The following is a 20,618-nucleotide window of genomic DNA, read 5'->3' as shown; positions in this document are numbered from 1 at the left end:
TGCCAGAGCGAGCGCGATCCGGGGCAGTCCTTCGACGGCTCGAACAAGGCGCTACGCGCAGCCTCAACCACCAAGACGTCGCCACTCGTTGACAAGCCGTCATCCCAGCGCAACCCTGAGAGCGCTCTCAAAAGCAGGTACGGACCAACCCCCACTCCCCCACCCCCACGGAGGTCCGAACATGCTCCACAGACTCAGGCATCCCCTCACCGCCCTCGCCGCGGCCGTCGCCCTGCTCGGCGCGCTTCTCACGTGGGCGACGCCCTCCCCCGCGCAGGCCGCCGTGCCCGACACCATCCCGCTGCAGATCAAGAACAGCACCGGCCGCGGCGAGCCGGTGTACGTCTACAACCTCGGCACCTCTCTCACCAACGGCCGGCAGGGCTGGGCCGACGCGGGCGGCACCTTCCACGCCTGGCCCTCCGGCGGCAACCCGCCCACGCCCGCGCCGGACGCGTCCATCGCCGGACCCGGCCCGGGGCAGACGATCACGATCCGCATCCCCAAGTTCTCCGGCCGGATCTACTTCTCCTACGGCCGGAAACTCGACTTCCGCCTGACCACCGGCGGCCTGGTCCAGCCCGCCGTGCAGAACCCCAGCGACCCCAACCGCAACATCCTGTTCAACTGGTCCGAGTACACCCTCAACGACGGCGGCCTGTGGCTCAACAGCACCCAGGTCGACATGTTCTCCGTGCCGTACGCGGTCGGCGTCCAGCGCGGTGACGGCAGCACGGTGACCACCGGCCGCCTCAAGGCCGGTGGCTACAACGCCGTCTACGCCGGTCTGCGCGCGCAGTCCGGAGGCTGGGGCAACCTGATCCAGACCCGGCCCGACGGCACCGTACTGAGGGCCCTCTCCCCCGGCCACGGTCTGGAGACCGGCGCGCTCCCGGCCACGGTCATGAACGACTACGTCAACCGCGTTTGGCAGAAGTACGCCACCACGCCGCTCACGGTCACCCCGTTCGCCGACCAGCCCGGCACCAAGTACTACGGCCGCGTCTCCGGCAACGTCATGAACTTCACCAACGCCTCCGGCGCGATCGTCACCACCTTCCAGAAGCCCGACGCGGACAGCATCCTGCGCTGCCACAAGCTCCTGGACGCGCCCAACGACGCCGTGCGCGGCCCCATTTCCCGCACCCTGTGCGCGGGCTTCAACCGGTCCACCCTGCTGACGAACCCCGACCAGCCGGACACCTCGTCGGCGAACTTCTACAAGGACGCGGTGACCAATCACTACGCGCGGGTCATCCACGCACAGATGGCCGACGGCAAGGCGTACGCCTTCGCGTTCGACGACGTGGGCCACCACGAGTCCCTCGTCCACGACGGCAACCCGCGGCAGGCCTACCTGACCCTCGACCCGCTCAGCTGACCTCAGCCGGTGTGCAGGACCCGGAAACGGCCCGGTTCCGCGGGATCGCGGTCCGCGACCTGGATGGGCGGTGCCGGCCACTGCCAGACGCTGATGCCCGGGGTACGACCGAACCGGATCCGGCCCCGGGTCCCCTCCAGCTCAACGCGCGGCCAGGACCGTGCGGTTCGCTGTCGGTCCAGGCCGCCGGAGCGCAGCACGTCGGCCAGTACGCCGATCGCGTCGTAGCCCTCGAAGGCGACGAAGGAGGGCGCGTGCGCCAGCTGCTCACGCAGCTGCTTCTCGACACGCTCCCCGAGTGGGGTCAGGCGCTCGGGCAGGTAGCGCAGGAACGGGACCGCGGCACCGTCGTCGCCCAACAGCTCCGCCCATTCGGCGAACTCCGGCTGCCCGGCCGGAGCGCCGATCAGGGTCTCGGCGAGGCGCTGGTCGCGGCGGACGGCCTTGACGAGGGGTACGGCGGGTTCCGGGTGGCCGACCAGCAGGAGCAGGGCCGTCGCGCGCTGGGCGGCGAGTTCGTCGCACACGGCCGCCGGGGTGAGCGCGTTCACGTCGAGTTCGACGAGGGTTCCGCCGCGTTCGGCGAGGTGGTCCCGCAGGATGCCGGTTCCCGCCGCCCAGTAGACGCTCGGCTGGGCCGCCACGGCGATACGGCGATGGCCCGCGCCGAGGAGGAAGTCCGCGTAGACCCGCCAGCCGCGGGACTGCGGCGGGGACAGGCGCGCGACCCATTCCGTCGGCTGTTCGGTCAGCGCGTCGAGCACCGCCGAAGAGCACAGGAAGGGCACGCCGAGGGCGTCGGCCCTGGCGGCGGCGGCCCGAGCGACGACGCTGTGGTACTCCCCCACCACGGCGGCCACGCCGAGCCCCGCCAGTTCCGCCACCGCCGCCTCGGCCCGCCGCGGATCGGCCGCCGTGTCCCGGACCACGAGCTCAAGTGGCCGTCCCGCGATCCCGCCGGCCGCGTTGACCTCGCGGGCCGCCAGCTCGAGCCCGGCGACCAGGTGCCGGCCCGCCTCGACCCAGCCGGGCCGGGACAGGGGTGCCAGGGCTCCGATCCGGACTGCTGTGCCGTCGGCCGGCTCCGCTGCCGGTCGCGACAGTGGCGTTTCCATGCGTCTCCCTTGGGCCGAAGCGGTCGCGGTCTCCCCGGCGCACCGCGGCGGGCGCACCTGGGTGATCATGCCGGACATTGCATCCGCCACCCGCGCCGACGAGCAAGCGATTATGCGGGCGGCGGGCTCACTCACCCAGCTCCACGCCGGGCGTCCCCCGCCGGCGCCGATCGATTGCTCGTCGGCGCCGGCGGGAGGGGTCAGACCAGTTCGGGCTGCGGTTCGGCTTGCCGCGGGAGTGCGGGCTTGGGCTCCCACTGGGCGGTCGTGCGGACGTAGCCGTAGACCACCGAGGCCATCGCCAGCAGGAGCAGCGGGCCGGCCACCCACGCGTGGCGGGCCATCTCCAGCGGCAGGAAGCGGTACGAGAGCAGCATCGCGGCGAAGACCGTGGTGCCGTACGCGGTCAGCCGGACCCCGGAGCGGTCCCAGCCGCGGTCGTAGGCGCGCAGGGCCGCCTCGATGGTGACGGTGAAGACGACGCCGGCGACGAGGTCGACGCCGTAGTGGTAGCCGAATCCCAGCGTCGCGGCGAGCGTGGCGATCAGCCAGATGGTTCCGGCGTAGCGCAGCAGGCGCGGGCCCTTGCGGGAGTGGATGAAGATCGCGGTGGCCCAGGCCGTGTGCAGGCTGGGCATGCAGTTGCGCGGGGTGATCCCGTCGAAGGGGATGGGGTGCGGGACGGTGAGCGGCGGCGGGGTCTGGGGCCAGAGCTCGGCCACCGCCCAGGGCGCGCTGGGCGGCATGTCCGGCGCCCACAGGCTGACGTCCGCCCAGTGTTCGGCTCCGGTGCCGTACGCGAAGATCGGCCCCACCACCGGGAAGATCATGTAGATGGCGGGCCCGAGGAGGCCTATGACCAGGAAGGTGCGCACCAGGTGGTGGGTCGGGAAGCGGCGCTCGAGGGCCACGTGGCGCAGTTGGTAGAGGGCGACGACGACCGCGGCGACCGGGAGCTGGCCGTAGACGAAATCGAGGGCGTTGAAGCCGATCGGTCCGCTGGCGTCGACGATCTTCCCGACGACCCAGGACGGGTTGCCGAGCGCGTGGTCGGCGGCCGCCACGTAGGGGTCGAGCACGTCGGGCAGGGTCTTGGAGGTGATCAGCAGCCAGGTGTCGCCGGTCTTGCGGCCCGCTATCAGCAGCAGGGCGAGACCGACGCCCTTCAGCAGCAGGACGCGTTCGCGGCCGGTGCGGCGGGTGAGGGCGATGACCGCGACGCCGAGGGTCACCCACAGGGCGCCGTTGCCGAAGGGATGGCCCTCGGTCACCTTGACGTCGGCCGCCCACCGGACCAGCCAGAAGGCCGCGTCGATTCCGAGGGCGGCACCCAGGGCGATGAGTCGTTGCCGCCAGGTGAGCACCACCATCATCAGTGCCATGCCGGCGTACAGCAGACCGCCCGACTTGGGCGGGAATATCACCTCTCGCACCTGATTGGTGACAGGTCCCGGTGTGCCGTAGTGACGCGCGGCGAATTCCAGTGCGAACAGGAATCCCAGCGTCACGACGGCCGCTATGGCCCCTATCGCCATCCGCCGCGTTATTTGTCTCAATTTGCGCCACTTCACTAGACGTTGACCGCAATTCAGGGCAGGGTTAACTCGCCCGACATGAAAAGACGATTAGATTACCGTCAGGGTTGCCTTGCGGTGCACGTGGGTGTGAAGTGACGGCTCTCAGTTTTCCTTCCAGACCAGCACCGTCAGGACCGCGCTGGTCACGGTGACCGGCACATCGGCCTGATTGAGCAGCCGCAGCCGCATGCTCCGGCCGCTTCCCAGCCGCTTCGTGAGCGGCACGACCGCGAAGGTGTCGCCCCCGGTCGCGGCGATCTCGTGGACGGGGTGGTCGATGCGCGGCTCCGTGCCCTCGTACTCGGACATCCGGACCTGGACGACACAGCCGACGGGGAGGCCGTCCAGCCGCAGGCTCAGCGATCCGGTGAAGCGCGCCGGGCCCCGGGCGAAGACGCTGCCGCCGGTGGCGTGGTCGCCGGTCTCGTCGGTCCACTCGGCGGTGAGCTCGATCGAGTCCCAGATGCCGGGCACCAGCTCGTACGGTTCCGCGATGCCGAGGTTGACGTACTGGGGCATGGGGTCGTCGTCTCCTTCCCACACGCCGGCCGGGAGGTCCAGGCATACGGCGAGGTCGTGGCGGAAGTCCTTCATGTCGAAGCCCCGGGGGTCGGGCTTCCAGTCCGACCACTCCAGGTGGCCGATGGCGCTCTTCGCGCTCCAGCCGTGCGCACGGCAGATCGCGGCGGTGGCCTTCACCATGGCGACGTACTGGACGCGCGGCCACGGATCCCGCCCGTCGCCCTCGTTCTCGCACTCCCAGCCGTAGAAGCGGGCGTTGCCGTCCACCGAGCCGGGGCTGCCGTCGTGCTCGTGGGTGGGCGGCGGGCGGTCGCCGTACGACTCGTTCACCACGGCGGCCAGCACGTCGGGGTCTCCGCCGCCGGCGTGGTTGGCGCGGCCGTTGCCCGTGAGGTGGATCGTGCCGTCCTTGGTGATGCAACCGGTGGCCAGCGGGCCGGGCAGGGCGCTGTGGCCGTGGTAGATCAGGCTGACCACATCGGTCTCGGGGCCGGTGACGGTGTGGTGGACCATCACGCCGTTCACCGGACCCCAAGGGCCCTTGTGGTTGCGGTTGTTGGTGCGCCAGCCGCTGACCTCGCGGACGGCGCATCCCTCGCCACGCAGTGCGGCGACCAGCCGGTCGGCGGTGAGCGGTTGGGCCACGGTCGGTCCTCCGATCTGTTCTTCGCGAAAGAGCTCTTGCCCCCACCGGGCCCGCCGTACGCCACACCGACCGCCCTGGCAGGATCGGGTGGGCCGGTCCGGGCCACCGGCCCGGCGCAGACGAGGAGCGAGCATGCAGCAGGAAAACCCGTCCCCGCCCGAACCGTTCGCCAAGCCCGACTACCTCACGGAGAAGCAGTGGGCGGGACTGCTGCTGTCCGTCCTCACGGGCGCCGCGGAGGGCGCGGAAAGGGCGGAGCTCAAGGGCCCGTGGGGAAACGACTTGGGGCTGGCGGCCGTACGTGGGCTGCGGGCGCGGCTGGACGAGCTGATGAGCGAGGAGGAGACCGCTTCCGAGCCGCCGTCCTAGGGTCTGTCTGACCATTCCCGTCGTCCGCCCGAAGGGCGGGCCCGGCGGCGGCGATGGGGGTGCCCCCGCGCGAGCGAAGCCGAGCGTGGGGGAGCGTGTGATCGCAAGGCGCCGGAGCGCCCGCGTGGCGGAGTCACGTGGGCGGCGCGGCGAGCGCGCGTGCCGGGCGTCGCCGGGCAGGCGGGAATGGTCAGACAGACCCAGCGCTCGGGGCGGGTCAGGAAGCGCACTCCGAGGCCCACGCCGACCACGCCGGTTCACTCAGCAGCGGACGGAAGCGGGTGAACAGGGCGAGGAGTTCGGCTCCCCACTTCTCGCGGATCTCGGGGGCGATGCGGACGAGGTCGAGTTCGTTGGCGGCGGACAGCTCGGCGAAGTCCCGGCGCTGCCGCGGTTCGGGCGTCCAGCCGCGGCCGGTGAACCGGTCATGGAAGGCCCCGCCGACCTCGGCGAGCGTGGGACAGGTGGCCTCGCGGTCGCAGGAGGCGTAGAGATACACGATGGCTTCGGCCTCGGCGCCGATCGCCGCCGTGAGTTCGGCGCGGCGCTCCAGGGGCAGCAGCGCGGTGGGAAAGCCGTCGGTGCCGTAGAACGCGTGGCACAGGCCCGCGAGTTGGAGGGCGGGGCGTGCGTCCCACGCGGCGAGTTGCCGTTGGACGCGCCGCAGGTGCGCGAGGAGAGTCCCGCCCGGGTGCGTGATCCCGGCGGCCCCTAGATCGCGCAGGAGCGTGAGGGCCGGACCGGAAGCGCTGTCGGAAGCAGTCACGGGCGGGTCCTTCCGTCGCTCGGGTCGGCGCCCTCTCCGCGATCATCACCAGGGGGATCGGTCCCGGTCAACACCGGGAACGCGCCGAAGGAGCACGGACGTTGACCGTACGGCGTCGTCCCGAACGCGCGGGCCGGCCGAGGACGACGCCGGCCAGGACCAGGGCGAGCCCGCCCAGTTGCCGGCCACTCAGCACCTCCCCGGCGACCACGGTACCGAGCAGCACCCCCGTCACCGGGTTCAGCAGCCCGATCAGGCCCACGGTCCCGGCGGGCAGATGCCGCAGCCCCGTGAACCAGGCGACGAAGGCCAGCGCGGTGGCGACCAGGGAGACATAGCCGAACGCGAGCAGCGCCGACGCGGAGAGCTCGGGCGGGGACCCCTCCACGGCCGCGGCGAACGGCAGCAGGAACAGGCCCCCGGCGGTGAGCTGCCAGGCAGTCGAGGCGAGGACGTCGGCACCGGCGCTCCACCGCTTGGACAGGATGTGTCCGAAAGACGACACGAGGACGGCGGCAACCGACGCGAGCACTCCCGGCACACTCGCCCCTCCCGCCCCCGTGAACAGCATCAGGCACACCCCGGCGAGTCCGATCGCGGCTCCGGCCAGGTGCCGGACCTGGGGGCGCTCGGAGACCAGGGGCCAGGCTATGAGCATCATCGTCAGCGGGGAGACCGCCATGACGGTCGAGGCGACGCTCGTCGGCAGCAGCTGGGAAGCGGCGTAGACGAGGACGAAGAACACGCTCACGTTGAGCAGCCCGAGCACCCCGGACCGCCACCACCAGGCGCCCCGTGGGCGCTGCCGGCACAGGGCCAGCAGGACCAGGCCCGCGGGCAGCGCGCGCAGCGCCGCCCCGTACAAGGGGCTGTCGGCGGGGAGGTACTCGTGCGTGACGAAGTAGTTGGCCCCCCACGCGACCGGCGCGACCGCGGTCACCGCCACCCAGCGCACATTGGCTTCCATGGAAGCCAATATACCTTCCTTGGAAGCTATGCTGGTGGCCATGGACAACCGCCATCCGCTGGACCGCGTGGCCCGCATTCAGGACGAGTGGCGCCGGGAACGGCCCGACCTCGACGTCTCCCCGCAGGGGGTGATCGGCCGACTGCACCGTCTCGCCGATCAGCTCGGCGAGGAACTCCGCCGCGTGTACAGCCGCTACGGCCTGAGCGAGGGCGAGTTCGACGTGCTGTGCGCGCTGCGCCGCGCCGGTGAGCCCTTCGAGCGGGCACCGGGCGAACTCGCCGCGCACACCATGGTCACCACGGGCGCGATGACCAAGCGGATCGACCGCCTGGAGCGCGCCGGACTCGTCACCCGCCGCCGCTCCGACGACGACCAGCGCGGCCGTATCGTCGCCCTCACCCGCGCCGGACGCGAACTGATCGACCAGGCCTTCACCGACCACATGCGCAACGAGCGCCGCCTGCTCGATGTGCTGACGCCCGCCGAGGCCGAGACGCTCGAAGCACTGCTCACGACGTGGCTCCACCGCATGGAGGACCCGGTGCGGCCCTGACGCTCACCTGACCGGCATGCGCACCATGAACACGTCGACCGCGTCCTCGGACTCGACGGTGAAGCCGTGCCGCTCGTACAGCCGCCGCGCCGGGCTGCCCTGGAGCACGTTCAGCCGGACGAGGTCCCCACCGAGGTCACAGCGCTCCAGCAGCTCGCGCAGTACTCCCGTACCGATCCCGCTCCCCTGCAGACGCGGGTCCAGATAGAAGTGCTCCAGCCAGGCCGCGTCGTCCGCCGGCCGCAGCGCCACACTGCCGGCGAACGCTCCGCCGACCTCGATCACCCAGGTATGGACCGGGTCGAACCCCTCACGCAGCCGCTGCCGCACCCGCTGACGGTCGTAGCGCCCGAGGCGTTCGAGATCGGCCCGCAGCACCACCGCTCGGAGCTCCGCCACCGCCTCGACGTCCGCCTCCGACGCCTGCCGCATGCCCCAGTCGGCCATGATCGCCTCGCTCCCCCAGTTCACCGTGATCCGTCGGACCGGGAGACGAATGCGGCCAGCTGCTCGGCGCCGCCGCGCGGCAACTCGGCCACGTCCGCATCGGACAGCGTGGCGATCACGTTTCGCAGCTGGGCCTCCAGGTCCGGGATCAAGGCCCAGGCGGAGGCTGGGGCCGTAACGGCAGCGAGCAGCAGGTCTCCCTCATAGAAGCAGGCGTCCAACAGGGGATTCTCCAGCAGCAGACTCACAGCCAGGGGCAGCACGTACGGCAGGGCCACCTGCTGGGGAATGAGCGTGCGCAGATCCGCCGGCCCGAGGTCACGAAGCGGCACCCGCCGCAATGCATGCACCTTGCGAACCAGGCGGGTCGCGTCGGCGGCGGGAGGGTCCCAGCGAGGCGGATCCAGTTCGTCGAGCGTGCGGCTGTGGTGCAGCAGATGGTTCATGCGCCTCATCTTTGTCGAAGCCGTCAGACGTCCCTCACGAACACCACACCTTCGATGTCCGCCAAGTAGGCGGGAGCCAGCGGGGCGTAGCCGAACCAGGAGGAAACCCGTGTCTCGGGAGGGCTGTTGGTGAGCGTGGCGGCCAACTGCGTTCCGCTGAGCAGACTTTGGTCCTCAGGGAGCCCGTACAGGAGCCCTTCGAGGGTGTCCGGCGGCGGGGTGCCGACTCCCTGGTGGCGGATCGTGCCGAGCGCTGTCGCCACGAAGGCGTACTCCTCGCCGAGTCGGGCGCTCACCAGCGCACCGGCGCTCCACCACTCCACACCCCCCTCCCACATCCGCATGCTGCTCCGCGCGCGCTGGAGATGGGAGTTGTGGGCGTGGACGAGAGTCGGGCCGCGCTCGGCGAGGGCGAGGAGGTTGTGCGCCATCATCTGGTCGCGCACGCTCAGCAGCCGGGTCATGCGGGCCGGTGAGGTGTCGGCCATGCCGTGGTGGTAGCGCAACAGGCCGACGGCGGTACGACCGTACAGACGCGCCCGGTCCCAGGCCTCGCGTGGGGTCTCCGCGAGCAGGTGCGGTGTGTGCTGGTCGAGCAGTGCCGTCAATTCGTCGGCGATCAGCCGCAGTTGCTGTGCCTCGGCCGACTGTCCCACCGACTGGGCCGGGTCCATCATCGCGGCCGGGTTGGCCCAGCGGTCGTCGGGGCCGAGCAGGCGGTCGAGTGTGTCCGCGGGGCAGGGTAGGAGGTCCGCCTCGATGTGGGCCGCGAGGTAGGCGTGGAGTGCGGTGAGCGCCTGGCGGGGGCTCTCGGCTGCGGTGATCTCCAGGGGCCCGTCGAAACCGGCGAAGCGCAACCGGTCGGCGGCGGGCCGGTCCTCGCTGTCGGCGCGGACGTTGTAGGCGCGCATCCAGCGCACGAGTTCGCGGTTGCCCGGGAAGGCGCCCCACTCGTGGCTGAAGCCCTGCGTCATGGCCTCGTCGAGCGTGCCGGTGCCCGAGGTGACGTAGTCGTCCACGAACCGGCCTCGCAGGCAGTCGCTCTCGATCGTGATCGTCCGGTAGCCCTCCTGCTCGACGAGTTGCCGGAAGAGGTCGTTGCGCAGCTCGAGCAGGGTCTCCTGGCCGTGAGTGGGCTCGCCCAGCGCGAGCAGGCGAGGGCGGGCGGCGAGCAGCCCCCGAACGGAGGCAGCGCCGACGGGATGGGCGTCGGGATGAGCGTCGAGATGGGCGTTGTCCTTGATGTCAGTCGCCATGCCTTCAACGCTATCGTTGAACCTTCGGTTGAAACTTTTCCGCGATATCGTCGGCCGGATGGGGCGCAACCTTCAAACCGAGGATCGGCTGAGGCCGGTTGATCTGGCGCGCGAGCACGGCCTGTCCACCCAGGCGATCAGGAATTACGAGGAAGCAGGCATCCTTCCGGCCGCCGCCCGCACGGCCCACGGCTACCGCACCTACACCCCGCTGCACGCGGCGGCGCTGCGCGCGTTCCTCGCTCTGCTGCCCGGCCACGGCCATCAGACGGCGACAGCGATCATGCGGGCGGTGAATGAGGGCGCCACCGAGGAGGCGTTCCGCCTCATCGACGAGAGCCACGCCCAGCTCCTCGACGACCGACGGACCCTCCGCGCGGTGGAGCACGCCCTCCGCGACCTGGAGCCGGTCGCGGACGTGGGGTCCGGACCCGGCGGCACCTTCATCGGCCCGCTGTCCGCCAGGCTCGGCATCCGCCCCGCGACCTTGCGCAAGTGGGAGGCCGCCGGACTCGTACGCCCCCGCCGCGACCCGCGGACCGGCTACCGCGTCTACGACGAGGCCGCCGTACGGGACGCCCAACTGGCCCACCAGCTCCGGCGAGGCGGCTACCTGCTGGAGCAGATCGCCCCGCTCATCGCCCAGGTACGAGCGGCCGGCGGCCTCGACCCCCTCCAGGCCGCCCTACGCGACTGGCACGACCGGCTGCACACCCGGGGGCGGGCAATGCTGACCGGCGCCGCCGAGCTGGATGCATATCTTCGCGAGCGCGCATGAGACGCGGGTTCGTAAGGCGAGGCCAGAAACGGCCGTCGCGGTTCCGCGAGAGCCTTCGGCCTGGCGCCCCTCTCAGCAGCATGGCTCGGCGTGGCAATCCCCTCCCTCGAGACCTGTGAACGGGATGGGGCAACCGTCCGTCGAGGCGCAGACGGTCAGGTCGTCGCAGCCCGCGTCGACCGCCGCGACCAGTGCCGTGCGGACGGTGGTCAGGTCGGCGATCTTCGCGTCGACCTCGGCGAGCTTGGCCGTGGTCCGGTCCCGCAACCCCGCCACGGCACGACCACGGCGGTGGCGGCCGGCCTCCAGCAGCTCGGCGACCTCGTCCAGCGTGAACCCGAGCCGCTGGGCGGCCTTGATGACCCGCAGTACGGTCACCGCTTCCTCGCCGTACAGCCGGTGACCGCCATTACTACGCTCCGGCTCGGCCAGCAAGCCGCGCCGCTCGTAGTAACGCAGCGTCTGGACATTCACCCCGGCGGCCTCGGCGACCTGCCCGCTGCGCAGACCCTCGCTCACAGCGACTCATCCCACGCGCCCGCCCGTACGGCGATGGCCTCGAGGACCGTCTCGTGCACGGGGTCCACAGAGACGTCCAGCCAGATCCGGTCGTCACCGACCTCGACCCCGAAGGCGAAGAACGAGCAGCAGCCGACCTCGCGCTCCACCAGGTCACGGACCTCGTCCTGCACCGACGGCCCACCGGCCAGCTCGAAGCGCAGCCGCAGCGCCCCGGGCCGGGAGGTCGAGATCAGCCGCTCGGCGAACAGCGCGTCCCACTCCGCGACCCGCAACGGCCGCTCCTCGGTCGGCAGCGCGCAGGACTGCGGTACCCACGCCGCATCCGTCATCGCCCTCACTCCCGTCCTCACGCCCCGGCGACCCGGCGACACCTTCGACGGTAGACCTGTACCTGGGTACCGTTTGCAAGCCCTGGCGTCGCTGAGCACACGGTGGATCGGCGATGCCGGCCGGGAGCACGAGATCATTCCTGAAGCACCGGACCGGGGACCATGACGAGCGCCTACGGCACCACCGGCGCCCCTCCCCTCATGACCCGCGCCCTCACCGGCACGAACGCGGCGAAGCGCCGACCACCCGTGGCCGCAACGGCTTTGTCACATACGCATCTAGACCTTCCCGGCCACCCGGTCCACCGTGGTCCCCTCCCATCCGTCCGTTGCGACCGGAAGGATCCACCGGTGAGACGTAGGCGCTTTACGGCAGGGGCGATCGGCGTGCTCGCGGGAGTCGCGCTCGGCCCGGATCCGTCCCGGGCCGACGCGCCGACGACCCGTGCGCAGGGCTGGCAGGCGGTGCCCGCGCCGGGCAGTGTTCCTCCCGCGCAGTTGCGCCGTGTCGCGGCGGCCGGACCTCAACTGGCCTGGGCCGTCGGTGAGGAGCGGCTCGGCGGCTCCGGGGGGCGCGCCCTCGCGATGGTGTGGGACGGAAGCTCCTGGGCCAAGTGCGACCTGGCCCACCTCGGCCACACCCGGCTGACCGACGTGGCCGTCGCCTCTGACGCCGCCGCGTGGAGTGTGGGCCGGGCCTCCGAGGGCCGCGGTCCTCTGCTGCGCTGGAACGGGATCACCTGGCAGGAGGCCGATTTCCCGGGCAGGGGTGAACCGGGCGTCCGGCTGGACGCGGTGGCGGTCGGTCCGGACGGCCGGGTGTGGATCTGCGGCAGGCAGGGCGGCGCCGTACGGCTGCTGCGGGGTGACGGGCAGGAGTGGCGGTGGCTGGATCCGCTGCCCGTGGCGAGCGCCGGCCTCTACCGGGTCGTCGTGCGCTCGTCCGGCGAGGTGTGGGTGTGCGGGGATCAGTCGAGCGGGGGTGGCTGGTCCGGGTTGGTGGCGCGTTGGGACGGCACCTGGACCATGCTGCCCGCGATCGTGGGGCTGCGTCTGGCCATCGCCGACGTCCACGCCGCCGGTCCGGACGACGTCTGGGCGGTGGGCACCGAGGCAGGAGTCGGCGGGCCGCCGGGCCGCCCCGGCAACCCCGCCCTCCACCACTGGGACGGCACGGCCTGGACTCGGGTGGAAGCCGGGTTCGTGGCGGGGTCGCTGTCCGGGATCGCGGGGGATGCGCGGGGCGGCGCCGCGTGGATCTCCGGCTGGAACTTCCAGGATCAGAGCCGCAGCACATACCTGCGCCGAGAGGGCGACGCCTGGAGGGTCGTCCGTGGCCCAAGCGGCCCAGCGCCGGGGCCTTGCCTCAACGACGTGACGCACGTGCCGGGCACGGGTGGGTACTGGTCGGTGGGCATGACCAGCTCTGTTCCGGCTCCCCCGACGGGCGCCTACGTCGAGCGTCTGGACGCCTGACACACGCCGGGCCCGGCACCCGCGATGACCACGGGTGCCGGGCGGCCTGCCGGCTGCTCAGCCCTGCCGGGCCTTGAAGCGCGGCTCCTTCTTGTTGATCACGAACGTCACGCCTCTCCGGCGCACGACCTGGGCACCGGGCCTGGCCTTCAGCGAGCGCAACGACTTGCGTACCTTCATCGCGGTCTCCTCTCGAAGCGGCGACGCGGCGCCGCTTCCACGCGGCAACGGGTGGGCGGTCAGCCGCGGGCGGTCAGCCGCGGGCGGTCGTACGGCCGTAGCGCCGCTCGAAGCGCTCCACGCGTCCCGCGGTGTCCACCACGCGCGAGGTGCCGGTGTAGAAGGGGTGGCTCGCCGAGGAGATCTCGACGTCGACCACCGGGTAGGTGTTGCCGTCCTCCCACTCGACCGTGCGCCGCGGGTCGAGGGTGGACGTGGTCAGCAGGGTGAATCCGGACGCGCGGTCGCGGAAGACGACCGGGCGGGAGACGGGATGGATGCCGCGCTGCATGGGGTGTCCTTTCGTGTCGGCCTCCACCGCCGGGCGGCGGGAGGCGGGCGTCAGCGTTCCTCGCGGAAGAGGACGTGAGCGCCGGCGACCGGGTCGTACTTGCGCAGGACCAGCCGGTCGGGGTTGTTGGTACGGCTCTTGCGGGTCACGTAGGTGACGCCGGTGCCGGCCGTCGACTTCAGCTTCACCACGGGGCGGGCGTTGCTGCGTGCCATAGGAGACTCCCTTCCGCCGCCATGCGAGTCGATTGACTCGAACATGCCAGACAGGTGTCTCAACACAGGCACCCGCCGTCGCATTCCCCCCGCCGGAGGAAACACGAACGGCCCGCCCCTGTTCGGGACGGGCCGTTCACTGGAGCGCCGGGCAGGCCTTGCACCTGCATCTCCCCGCAGGAAGCGGGGCGTCTTTCCTTGGACCACCAACGCGAAACCGGGCACCGGATTTCCGGCGACCAGCTCAAGATCGACTATACAGCACCGCAGGGGCGAGGCAACTCAGGCGCGGTCGGCGGCCTCCGCCGTCGGGCGCCGGGCCCCCGCCCCGATCCGGGCCGTGTGCCGGTGGAACGACATCAGCTTCGTGCCGGCCTGGAGGAGATTCGCGCAGGCCAGGGCCGTCCATAGGCCTGTCAGTCCGGCCGCGTCGGCCACCGGGACCGCCAGGGCCGCGAGGATCCCGAACCAGACGACCGTGGACACCAGGCCGGGCCCGGTCCGCTTGAGCCCGACCAGGCCGAAGCCCGCCACCGCCTGCAGGGCGTCACTGATCACCACCGCCAGAACGAGCGGCAGCAGATGCCTGACCTCCTGACCGAGCGCGGGGTCCTTCGTGAACAGGTCCACGACCGGGCCGCGCAGGAGCCACAGCCCGGCGCAGAGCACCGCCACCGCGCACAGCGCCACCCGGATCCCCGCCCACACACTGCGCCGGATCCGCCCGATGTCACGCTCCTGCGCGTATCCGGCGATCAGCGGAACCGTCGCCTGCCCGACCGCCACAGCCACCGTGAACACGACGTTCACCAGGGACTCGGCAACACCGTGCACGGCTACGCCGTCGGTGCCGGTCCGGGCCGCGGCGAAGGTCAGGACACCGAGCACCGCGAACTTCACCAGCACGGTCCCCGCGAGCGGGATGCCGACGCGGGCCAGCTTCAGCACCTGGCGCGGATCCGGGCGGCCGGGGCGGAGGGAACGGCCCGCCAGGACCGTGCGGCGACGCAGGGCGTACTGGTTGAGGCACGCGCTGACGAGGCTGGAGGCGAGCATCGCCAGGCCCGCGCCGGTCAGACCGTGGCTCGGCAGAGGACCCGGGCCGCCTACCAGTACCACCGACAGCGTCACCGACACCGCCGTCCCCCACAGCCCCGACCGCATGACCAGGGCGGACTTCCCGAGTCCGACCAGCACGGACGTCGCCGACGCGCCGACCGCGATCAGCAGCACACTGGCCGCCAACAGCCAGGGCAGGAAGCCCAGTTGCGAGACGACAGCGCTCGGCACTCCGAACATCGCACCGAACAGGGGCACCGCCGTCACCGCCGCCGCGCCCAGCCCGCCCACGGTGAACGCCAGCCACATGCCGCCGCGCACCAACGGCAGCAGCGCTTCGGGGTCCTCGCGGTGCGGCGCCACGAAAGGCATCACGCCGCGCAGCGCGCCCACGACGGTGACCGTGGCCGGGCCGAAGACCGCCATCGTCACGGCGAACGCGGCCAGGGACACGGTGGCGTACCGACCCAGGAGCGCGGTGTCGACGAGGGCGCCGGCCGACGCGGCGAGCATGGTCGCGTACAGCGGCGCGGCCGCCTTGGCGATGGTCAGGAATGCACGTCGTTCGCTCACATGTGCCCATCCTGCCAGCCCAGTTCACCCGTTGTTACCCGGGAGTCGGCCTCCGCGCGTACACCTCGATCTCGATCTTCATCCTGGGGTCGGCCAGACCGCACACGAGCATCGTCGCCGCCGGCCGCACCTCTCCGAAGCGGCGTCGCAGTGCCGGCCAGCACGGCTCGAAGTCCTCGCGCTCGGGCAGCAGATAGCGCACCCGGACAACGTCGGCGAAGGTGCACCCCGCCTCCGTCAGGGCGGCCCCGATGTTGCGCAGGCACTGCTCGGCCTGTTCCACGACGTCGTCGGAGATCGTCATGGTGGTGTAGTCGAACCCGGTCGTCCCGGACACGTGCACCCACTCGCCGTCGACCACGGCACGGGCGTAACCGATCTGCTCCTCGAAGGTCGAGCCGCTGAGGATCGCGCGTCGCTCTGTCATGCGCCGAACGCTAGGTGACCAGCAATGATACGTCTAATACGCCGATTCGCATGGGCTGATATCCCTGGGGATATGGAACGGCCCGAACTCCCCCTCCCCCAGCTGCACGCCTTCGTCGTCCTGGCCGAGGAACTCCACTTCGGTCACGCCGCCGCCCGCCTGGGCATCGCCCAGCCGCCGCTGAGCCAGCAGATCCGGCGGCTGGAGGACAAGGTCGGCCACCCGCTCTTCAGCCGCGGACCGGGGCGCGTCGCCCTCACCCCCGCGGGCCACGAACTGCTGCCCGCGGCCCGGCGGGCTCTGTCCGACCTCGCCGACGGGCTCGCCGCCGCCCGGGCCGTCGGCGGCGGCACCGCCGGCCGGCTGCGTCTCGGCTTCGCCGCCTCCCTTGCCCTGACCGTCCTGCCCAGCCTGCTGCGCGACTTCCGGCAGCTGTTCCCCGATGTGCGGCTGGACATCCGCGAGATGACCACCGCTCCCCAGCTCGCGGCCCTGCGCGAGCGGACCATCGACGTCGGCCTGCTGCGCGAGCCCTCCGACGCCGAGCCGGAGCTGGCCTTCCGGACGGTGGTCACCGAGCCCTTCGTCGCCGTGCTGCCGAGCGCCCACCCCCTGGCCGCCCAGCGGGCCGTGCGGCTCGCACAGTTGGCGGACTCGCCCTTCGTGCTGCTGCCCCGTGAAGCCGGACCCGGGCTGTACGACCAGATCATCGGGCTGTGCACGGCGCAGGGGTTCACGCCGCGCATCGCCCAGCACGCGGTGGAATGGGCGACCGTGTGCGCGCTCGTCGAGACCGGCCTCGGCGTCTCCCTGGCCCCGGCCGGCATCCGCCGTATCCGCCTCAAGGGCGTCGCGTTCCGCCGGATCGAGCCGGGCACCGCCCGCACCCGGGTCGCCGTCGCCTGGCGTACGGACGATCAGAACCCGCTGGTCGCGCGGCTGCTCACGGTCGTCAGCCGACGGCCGTCCAGTCGATAGGACCCGCCGAACGCCCGCCTCGTCCAGGTGAACCGGCCCCTAGCGGGGATTCGCGAGGCCGGCACGCGGTAATCCCCCATCGTTCCCGCTGCCACCCTGGCCTCTAAGGAGAGCAGTCATGCGCGCACGGATCTCCCTCCTCCCCGCCGCCCTCACGGTGACGGTCCTCGCCGCCGGTGACGCCACCGCCCACGACAACCCCCCGCTGCACGTCTCCAACAACGCGCCCGTGGTGTCCGTGATCAACACCGTGAACGTCAACGACCCCCTCGAGGACGTCCTGGAGCACACCCTCAACTTCGGTGACGGTTACCGCTGGGACTGACGTCACCGCAGGTGCGTGAGCCGGTTCACTCCCCCTGTGCGCCCCCCGGCTCCGCTTGTCATGTGCCCGGTGGGCGCACTACTGTCACCACGCCTTGGTGAACGGGAAATCCGGTGCAATGCCGGTGCGGCCCTCGCCACTGTGATCGGGAAGTCCGGCTCCAGCCCCCACGGGCAGCCACTGGGTCCTTCGGGACCCGGGAAGGCGGAGTCACGGGCGGTGTCACCCGTCAGCCAGGAGACCGGCCAAGGCGCGTCAACCATCCACGAGGTGCTGGAGAGGGTCTGCTGAGCCATGCACATAGCCGAGGGATTTCTGCCTCCGGCGCACGCGGTCGCCTGGGGCGTCGCGTCCGCGCCCTTCGTCGTCCACGGAGTCCGGTCACTCACCCGTGAAGTCCGCGAGCACCCGGAGAGCACCCTGCTCCTCGGCGCCTCCGGGGCCTTCACCTTCGTTCTGTCCGCACTCAAACTGCCCTCGGTGACCGGGAGCTGTTCCCATCCCACCGGTACCGGCCTGGGCGCCATCCTGTTCCGGCCGCCGATCATGGCGGTCCTCGGGACCATCACCCTGCTCTTCCAGGCCCTGCTGCTCGCGCACGGGGGTCTGACCACGCTCGGCGCCAACGTCTTCTCCATGGCGATCGCCGGGCCCTGGGCCGGATACGCCGTCTACAAGCTGTTGAGGCGGTACGACGTGCCGCTGATGGCCGCTGTCTTCTGCGGCGCGTTCGTCGCCGACCTGTCGACCTACTGCGTCACCAGCGTTCAGCTGGCGCTGGCGTTCCCCGACCCCAGCAGCGGATTCCTGGGCGCGCTCGGCAAGTTCGGGTCCATCTTCGCCGTCACCCAGATCCCGCTCGCGGTGAGCGAGGGGCTCCTGACGGTGCTGGTGATGCGGCTGCTGGTGCAGTCCAGCAAGGGAGAACTGACCCGGCTCGGTGTGCTGCTGTCCGGCGGCAAGCGGGTGCGGACCGAGTCGAACGAGGCGGTGGCCCGATGAGCCGTAACACGAAGATCAACCTGTTGCTGCTGCTCGCGGTGGCCGCGCTCGCCGTCATGCCGCTCATGCTCGGGCTCGGCGACCACAAGGAGGAGCCCTTCGCCGGCGCCGATGCCGAGGCCGAGACGGCGATCACCGAGATCGAGCCGGACTACGAGCCCTGGTTCTCGCCGCTGTACGAACCGCCGTCCGGGGAGATCGAGTCGGCCCTGTTCTCGCTCCAGGCGGCCCTGGGGGCGGGTGTCCTCGCCTACTACTTCGGGCTGCGCCGCGGCCGTAAGCAGGGCGAACAGCGGGCCCTGGAACGGGATGCGGTCGGGGTCGGCCGTGCCGGGGAGTCCGACGGCGAAGGGGTCTGATCCCCCGTGCTGCCGATCGACGCGGCGGCGCACAGCAGTCGCTGGCGCCGCCGCCATCCCGTGGACAAGGCCGTGCTCGGACTAGGTCTGACCGTGCTCGCCATCTCGCTGCCGCCCTGGCCGGGGGCCGCGCTGGTCCTGGTGACGGCCCTCGTGGTGCTGCTGGGCCCGGCGGGCGTACCGGGGCGGAAGCTGTGGCGGGCCTACCGGGTGCCGCTCGGATTCTGTGTCACCGGCGCCGCCACGCTCCTCGTGCAGGTGGGCGGCCCCGACGGTTTCGTCTCCCTCGCCGACGACGGGGCCGTACGGGCCGGGGAGCTGCTGCTGCGCACCTCCGCGGCCTCCCTCGGGGTGCTGCTCCTCGCGTTCACCACCCCCATGTCCGACCTGCTGCCGCGGCTGGTGAAGGCCGGCGTGCCCGCCGCCGTGGGCGACGTGGCGCTGGTGACGTACCGGATGAGCTTCCTGCTGCTGGATTCCGTACGGCGGATCCGGGACGCCCAGGCCGCGCGGCTCGGGCACACCACCCGCGCCGCGACCTGGCGCTCCCTGGGCGGGCTCGGGGCCACCGCGTTCGTACGGGCCTTCGACCGGGCCACCCGTCTGCAAGCCGGGCTCGCCGGACGCGGCTACGACGGCACCCTGCGCGTGCTGGTGCCCGAGGCACGGGTCTCGGTCCGGTTCACGGCCGCCAGCTGCGGGCTCCTCGTGGCGCTGGCCGCCCTCACGCTCGTACTGAAAGGTCCTCTCTCATGAGCGAGTTGGTCGCTCTCCACGGCGCGTCCTATGCCTACGAGGAAGGGCCGACCGTGCTGGCGGGCCTGGACTTCGAGGTGCGCGAAGGGCGGGCGCTGGCGCTGCTCGGGCGCAACGGCAGCGGCAAGACGACCCTGATGCGGCTGCTCAGCGGCGGGCTCCGGCCGCGCGAGGGCCGGCTGAGCGTCGAGGGACGCGAGGTGTCGTACGACCGCAAGGGGCTGACCCGGCTCAGGACGACCGTTCAGCTGGTGGTGCAGGACCCGGACGACCAGCTCTTCGCCGCTTCGGTGGGACAGGACGTCTCCTTCGGACCGCTCAACCTCGGGCTCTCCGACGCCGAGGTGCGCGCCCGGGTCGAGGAAGCGCTCGCCGCGCTGGACATCAGCGCGCTGGCCGACCGGCCGACCCATCTGCTCTCCTACGGCCAGCGCAAGCGCACCGCGATCGCGGGCGCCGTGGCGATGCGGCCCCGGGTGCTGATCCTCGACGAGCCGACCGCCGGGCTCGATCCGGACGGGCAGGAACGGCTGCTCGGCACCCTCGACGGGCTCCGGGCGAGCGGCACGACGGTGGTCATGGCCACCCATGACGTCGACCTCGCCCTGCGCTGGGCCGATGACGCGGCGCTCCTCACGCCGGGAGGTGCGCGCACGGGGCCCGCGCCCGAGATGCTGGCCCGCACGGATCTGCTGCGGGAGGCGGGGCTTCGGTTGCCGTGGGGGGTGGCCGCGGCGGAACTGCTGCGGGGGCAGGGGCTGTTGGGCGACGGGGTCGCCGGGCCGCGTACTCCCGAGGAGCTGGCCGCCCTGGTCGCGCCGATCCCGGCCGATGGCTGACGCTCCGCGCGGGCGGCCCGTCCTGGTCGACGGGCAGGAGTGGGTGGCCGTCTCCGGCGAGGACTTCGCGCGGTTGCTGGCAACCCGGCGGCAGGTCGGCGGGCAGAGTGCCCGGGTACGGGTGCTGCTGGGGGTGGTGGAGGAACTGCTCCAGGCGCTGGACGACGTCGACTCCGCGCTCACCGGGGGCGACCATGGCTGCGGGGGTGGCGACTGTGCGCTGTGCGCGGTCGTGGCCCGGGTGAGAACAGCCCGCGACCGCGCCGTGCGGGTGAAGGGCGCGCCGCAGGGGTGAGCGGAAGTGGCGCGCCGCAGGGGTGAGCGGGAGTGGCGCGCCGCAGGGGTGAGCGGGAGTGGCGCGCCGCAGGGGTGAGCGGGAGTGGCGCGCCGCAGGGGTGAGCGGAAGTGGCGCGCCGCAGGG

The 20,618-nt window shown here is 71.9% G+C and carries 27 protein-coding genes and 1 riboswitch; of the genes, 12 read left to right on the top strand and 15 right to left on the bottom strand.

Annotated features, from left to right (window positions below; genetic code table 11):
• Positions 1-181 precede the first annotated feature (181 nt).
• Positions 182-1,381, top strand: a complete 1,200-nt coding sequence (locus AC068Z_RS34755; protein ID WP_478564973.1) for a glycoside hydrolase family 64 protein — start codon at positions 182-184, stop codon at positions 1,379-1,381.
• 2 nt (positions 1,382-1,383) lie between these two features.
• Here AC068Z_RS34755 and AC068Z_RS34750 read toward each other — a convergent pair whose 3' ends face one another.
• From AC068Z_RS34750 to AC068Z_RS34740, 3 genes are all read right to left on the bottom strand, one after another.
• Positions 1,384-2,496 carry an ABC transporter substrate-binding protein gene (locus AC068Z_RS34750; RefSeq protein WP_478564970.1) on the bottom strand — a complete coding sequence of 371 codons (1,113 nt, stop codon included), beginning with the start codon at positions 2,494-2,496 and terminating at the stop codon, positions 1,384-1,386.
• 200 nt (positions 2,497-2,696) lie between these two features.
• Positions 2,697-4,031, bottom strand: a complete 1,335-nt coding sequence (locus AC068Z_RS34745) for a phosphatase PAP2 family protein (RefSeq protein WP_478564967.1) — start codon at positions 4,029-4,031, stop codon at positions 2,697-2,699.
• Between the two features lie 144 nt (positions 4,032-4,175).
• Positions 4,176-5,240, bottom strand: coding sequence for a peptidoglycan recognition protein family protein (locus AC068Z_RS34740; protein WP_478564964.1), 1,065 nt, complete (start codon positions 5,238-5,240; stop codon positions 4,176-4,178).
• Positions 5,241-5,373: 133 nt separating this feature from the next.
• Between AC068Z_RS34740 and AC068Z_RS34735 the strand changes: the two genes are divergently transcribed.
• The gene (locus tag AC068Z_RS34735; RefSeq protein ID WP_478564962.1) at positions 5,374-5,610 is read left to right on the top strand and encodes a hypothetical protein; all 237 of its coding nucleotides are present in this window, start codon (positions 5,374-5,376) and stop codon (positions 5,608-5,610) included.
• Positions 5,611-5,827: 217 nt separating this feature from the next.
• Here AC068Z_RS34735 and AC068Z_RS34730 read toward each other — a convergent pair whose 3' ends face one another.
• Positions 5,828-6,376, bottom strand: a complete 549-nt coding sequence (locus tag AC068Z_RS34730) for a DUF6817 domain-containing protein (RefSeq protein WP_478564960.1) — start codon at positions 6,374-6,376, stop codon at positions 5,828-5,830.
• Between the two features lie 67 nt (positions 6,377-6,443).
• On the bottom strand, positions 6,444-7,343 hold the full coding sequence (locus AC068Z_RS34725; protein WP_478564957.1) for an EamA family transporter: 900 nt from the start codon (positions 7,341-7,343) through the stop codon (positions 6,444-6,446).
• Between the two features lie 40 nt (positions 7,344-7,383).
• Here AC068Z_RS34725 and AC068Z_RS34720 point away from each other — a divergent pair, with 40 nt between their 5' ends.
• Positions 7,384-7,899: a MarR family winged helix-turn-helix transcriptional regulator gene (locus AC068Z_RS34720; RefSeq protein WP_478564954.1), complete on the top strand. Its 516-nt coding sequence runs from the start codon at positions 7,384-7,386 to the stop codon at positions 7,897-7,899.
• 3 nt (positions 7,900-7,902) lie between these two features.
• Here AC068Z_RS34720 and AC068Z_RS34715 read toward each other — a convergent pair whose 3' ends face one another.
• From AC068Z_RS34715 to AC068Z_RS34705, 3 genes are read right to left on the bottom strand one after another with little or no spacing between them, the layout of a single operon-like run.
• Positions 7,903-8,346 carry a GNAT family N-acetyltransferase gene (locus AC068Z_RS34715; protein ID WP_478565449.1) on the bottom strand — a complete coding sequence of 148 codons (444 nt, stop codon included), beginning with the start codon at positions 8,344-8,346 and terminating at the stop codon, positions 7,903-7,905.
• 20 nt (positions 8,347-8,366) lie between these two features.
• Positions 8,367-8,792 (bottom strand): contact-dependent growth inhibition system immunity protein, encoded by a 426-nt coding sequence (locus AC068Z_RS34710; RefSeq protein WP_478564951.1) that lies wholly within the window; start codon positions 8,790-8,792, stop codon positions 8,367-8,369.
• A 23-nt stretch (positions 8,793-8,815) separates the two neighbouring features.
• The gene (locus AC068Z_RS34705; protein ID WP_478564948.1) at positions 8,816-10,048 is read right to left on the bottom strand and encodes an erythromycin esterase family protein; all 1,233 of its coding nucleotides are present in this window, start codon (positions 10,046-10,048) and stop codon (positions 8,816-8,818) included.
• Between the two features lie 58 nt (positions 10,049-10,106).
• Here AC068Z_RS34705 and AC068Z_RS34700 point away from each other — a divergent pair, with 58 nt between their 5' ends.
• Positions 10,107-10,826 (top strand): TioE family transcriptional regulator, encoded by a 720-nt coding sequence (locus tag AC068Z_RS34700; protein ID WP_478564945.1) that lies wholly within the window; start codon positions 10,107-10,109, stop codon positions 10,824-10,826.
• 72 nt (positions 10,827-10,898) lie between these two features.
• Here AC068Z_RS34700 and AC068Z_RS34695 read toward each other — a convergent pair whose 3' ends face one another.
• Both AC068Z_RS34695 and AC068Z_RS34690 read right to left on the bottom strand, forming a co-directional pair.
• Positions 10,899-11,345 (bottom strand): MerR family transcriptional regulator, encoded by a 447-nt coding sequence (locus tag AC068Z_RS34695; RefSeq protein ID WP_478564943.1) that lies wholly within the window; start codon positions 11,343-11,345, stop codon positions 10,899-10,901.
• Positions 11,342-11,677: a hypothetical protein gene (locus AC068Z_RS34690; RefSeq protein ID WP_478564940.1), complete on the bottom strand. Its 336-nt coding sequence runs from the start codon at positions 11,675-11,677 to the stop codon at positions 11,342-11,344. Before AC068Z_RS34690 ends, AC068Z_RS34695 begins: the two co-directional genes overlap by 4 nt.
• Before the next feature lie 351 nt (positions 11,678-12,028).
• On the opposite strand from AC068Z_RS34690, the gene AC068Z_RS34685 reads away from it, so the two are divergent.
• A complete protein-coding gene (locus AC068Z_RS34685; RefSeq protein ID WP_478564937.1) occupies positions 12,029-13,153 on the top strand; it encodes a hypothetical protein in 1,125 nt (374 codons plus the stop codon).
• Positions 13,154-13,210: 57 nt separating this feature from the next.
• Here AC068Z_RS34685 and ykgO read toward each other — a convergent pair whose 3' ends face one another.
• The 5 genes from ykgO to AC068Z_RS34660 form a co-directional block, all read right to left on the bottom strand.
• Complete coding sequence (gene ykgO, locus AC068Z_RS34680) at positions 13,211-13,333, bottom strand: type B 50S ribosomal protein L36 (RefSeq protein WP_055619862.1); 123 nt, start codon at positions 13,331-13,333, stop codon at positions 13,211-13,213.
• Between the two features lie 73 nt (positions 13,334-13,406).
• Positions 13,407-13,664: a type B 50S ribosomal protein L31 gene (locus tag AC068Z_RS34675; RefSeq protein ID WP_478564931.1), complete on the bottom strand. Its 258-nt coding sequence runs from the start codon at positions 13,662-13,664 to the stop codon at positions 13,407-13,409.
• Between the two features lie 50 nt (positions 13,665-13,714).
• The gene (gene rpmG / locus AC068Z_RS34670; protein WP_451721994.1) at positions 13,715-13,879 is read right to left on the bottom strand and encodes a 50S ribosomal protein L33; all 165 of its coding nucleotides are present in this window, start codon (positions 13,877-13,879) and stop codon (positions 13,715-13,717) included.
• A 282-nt stretch (positions 13,880-14,161) separates the two neighbouring features.
• Positions 14,162-15,511: an MATE family efflux transporter gene (locus AC068Z_RS34665; RefSeq protein WP_478564927.1), complete on the bottom strand. Its 1,350-nt coding sequence runs from the start codon at positions 15,509-15,511 to the stop codon at positions 14,162-14,164.
• Between the two features lie 34 nt (positions 15,512-15,545).
• The gene (locus AC068Z_RS34660; protein WP_478564924.1) at positions 15,546-15,938 is read right to left on the bottom strand and encodes a RidA family protein; all 393 of its coding nucleotides are present in this window, start codon (positions 15,936-15,938) and stop codon (positions 15,546-15,548) included.
• A 72-nt stretch (positions 15,939-16,010) separates the two neighbouring features.
• On the opposite strand from AC068Z_RS34660, the gene AC068Z_RS34655 reads away from it, so the two are divergent.
• From AC068Z_RS34655 to AC068Z_RS34625, 7 genes are all read left to right on the top strand, one after another.
• Complete coding sequence (locus AC068Z_RS34655; RefSeq protein ID WP_478564921.1) at positions 16,011-16,916, top strand: LysR family transcriptional regulator; 906 nt, start codon at positions 16,011-16,013, stop codon at positions 16,914-16,916.
• A gap of 118 nt (positions 16,917-17,034) precedes the next feature.
• The gene (locus AC068Z_RS34650) at positions 17,035-17,241 is read left to right on the top strand and encodes a hypothetical protein (protein WP_478564918.1); all 207 of its coding nucleotides are present in this window, start codon (positions 17,035-17,037) and stop codon (positions 17,239-17,241) included.
• A gap of 78 nt (positions 17,242-17,319) precedes the next feature.
• Positions 17,320-17,505, top strand: a riboswitch (cobalamin riboswitch).
• A 30-nt stretch (positions 17,506-17,535) separates the two neighbouring features.
• Positions 17,536-18,243, top strand: a complete 708-nt coding sequence (locus AC068Z_RS34645) for an energy-coupling factor ABC transporter permease (protein ID WP_478564915.1) — start codon at positions 17,536-17,538, stop codon at positions 18,241-18,243.
• On the top strand, positions 18,240-18,602 hold the full coding sequence (locus AC068Z_RS34640) for an energy-coupling factor ABC transporter substrate-binding protein (protein WP_478564912.1): 363 nt from the start codon (positions 18,240-18,242) through the stop codon (positions 18,600-18,602). Before AC068Z_RS34645 ends, AC068Z_RS34640 begins: the two co-directional genes overlap by 4 nt.
• A 6-nt stretch (positions 18,603-18,608) precedes the next feature.
• Positions 18,609-19,358 (top strand): cobalt ECF transporter T component CbiQ, encoded by a 750-nt coding sequence (gene cbiQ, locus AC068Z_RS34635; RefSeq protein WP_478564909.1) that lies wholly within the window; start codon positions 18,609-18,611, stop codon positions 19,356-19,358.
• Entirely contained in the window at positions 19,355-20,197 is an 843-nt protein-coding gene (locus AC068Z_RS34630) for an energy-coupling factor ABC transporter ATP-binding protein (protein ID WP_478564906.1), read from the top strand. Before cbiQ ends, AC068Z_RS34630 begins: the two co-directional genes overlap by 4 nt.
• Positions 20,190-20,492, top strand: coding sequence for a hypothetical protein (locus AC068Z_RS34625; protein WP_478564903.1), 303 nt, complete (start codon positions 20,190-20,192; stop codon positions 20,490-20,492). Before AC068Z_RS34630 ends, AC068Z_RS34625 begins: the two co-directional genes overlap by 8 nt.
• The last annotated feature ends 126 nt before the right edge of the window (positions 20,493-20,618 follow it).

The sequence above is a fragment of the Streptomyces sp. NPDC043726 genome (genome assembly GCF_056436565.1).
This window is presented reverse-complemented; position numbering and strand designations above follow the sequence as displayed.

What these genes read in the sequence shown, in the direction of transcription:
- AC068Z_RS34755 (WP_478564973.1), top strand. Translation starts at nt 182, where the DNA reads ATGCTCCACAGACTCAGGCATCCCCTCACCGCCCTCGCCGCGGCCGTC.
- AC068Z_RS34750 (WP_478564970.1), bottom strand. Translation starts at nt 2,496, where the DNA reads ATGGAAACGCCACTGTCGCGACCGGCAGCGGAGCCGGCCGACGGCACA.
- AC068Z_RS34745 (WP_478564967.1), bottom strand. Translation starts at nt 4,031, where the DNA reads ATGGCGATAGGGGCCATAGCGGCCGTCGTGACGCTGGGATTCCTGTTC.
- AC068Z_RS34735 (WP_478564962.1), top strand. Translation starts at nt 5,374, where the DNA reads ATGCAGCAGGAAAACCCGTCCCCGCCCGAACCGTTCGCCAAGCCCGAC.
- AC068Z_RS34725 (WP_478564957.1), bottom strand. Translation starts at nt 7,343, where the DNA reads ATGGAAGCCAATGTGCGCTGGGTGGCGGTGACCGCGGTCGCGCCGGTC.
- AC068Z_RS34720 (WP_478564954.1), top strand. Translation starts at nt 7,384, where the DNA reads ATGGACAACCGCCATCCGCTGGACCGCGTGGCCCGCATTCAGGACGAG.
- AC068Z_RS34715 (WP_478565449.1), bottom strand. Translation starts at nt 8,346, where the DNA reads ATGGCCGACTGGGGCATGCGGCAGGCGTCGGAGGCGGACGTCGAGGCG.
- AC068Z_RS34710 (WP_478564951.1), bottom strand. Translation starts at nt 8,792, where the DNA reads ATGAACCATCTGCTGCACCACAGCCGCACGCTCGACGAACTGGATCCG.
- AC068Z_RS34705 (WP_478564948.1), bottom strand. Translation starts at nt 10,048, where the DNA reads ATGGCGACTGACATCAAGGACAACGCCCATCTCGACGCTCATCCCGAC.
- AC068Z_RS34700 (WP_478564945.1), top strand. Translation starts at nt 10,107, where the DNA reads ATGGGGCGCAACCTTCAAACCGAGGATCGGCTGAGGCCGGTTGATCTG.
- AC068Z_RS34690 (WP_478564940.1), bottom strand. Translation starts at nt 11,677, where the DNA reads ATGACGGATGCGGCGTGGGTACCGCAGTCCTGCGCGCTGCCGACCGAG.
- ykgO (WP_055619862.1), bottom strand. Translation starts at nt 13,333, where the DNA reads ATGAAGGTACGCAAGTCGTTGCGCTCGCTGAAGGCCAGGCCCGGTGCC.
- AC068Z_RS34675 (WP_478564931.1), bottom strand. Translation starts at nt 13,664, where the DNA reads ATGCAGCGCGGCATCCATCCCGTCTCCCGCCCGGTCGTCTTCCGCGAC.
- rpmG (WP_451721994.1), bottom strand. Translation starts at nt 13,879, where the DNA reads ATGGCACGCAGCAACGCCCGCCCCGTGGTGAAGCTGAAGTCGACGGCC.
- AC068Z_RS34660 (WP_478564924.1), bottom strand. Translation starts at nt 15,938, where the DNA reads ATGACAGAGCGACGCGCGATCCTCAGCGGCTCGACCTTCGAGGAGCAG.
- AC068Z_RS34655 (WP_478564921.1), top strand. Translation starts at nt 16,011, where the DNA reads ATGGAACGGCCCGAACTCCCCCTCCCCCAGCTGCACGCCTTCGTCGTC.
- AC068Z_RS34650 (WP_478564918.1), top strand. Translation starts at nt 17,035, where the DNA reads ATGCGCGCACGGATCTCCCTCCTCCCCGCCGCCCTCACGGTGACGGTC.
- AC068Z_RS34645 (WP_478564915.1), top strand. Translation starts at nt 17,536, where the DNA reads ATGCACATAGCCGAGGGATTTCTGCCTCCGGCGCACGCGGTCGCCTGG.
- AC068Z_RS34640 (WP_478564912.1), top strand. Translation starts at nt 18,240, where the DNA reads ATGAGCCGTAACACGAAGATCAACCTGTTGCTGCTGCTCGCGGTGGCC.
- AC068Z_RS34630 (WP_478564906.1), top strand. Translation starts at nt 19,355, where the DNA reads ATGAGCGAGTTGGTCGCTCTCCACGGCGCGTCCTATGCCTACGAGGAA.
- AC068Z_RS34625 (WP_478564903.1), top strand. Translation starts at nt 20,190, where the DNA reads ATGGCTGACGCTCCGCGCGGGCGGCCCGTCCTGGTCGACGGGCAGGAG.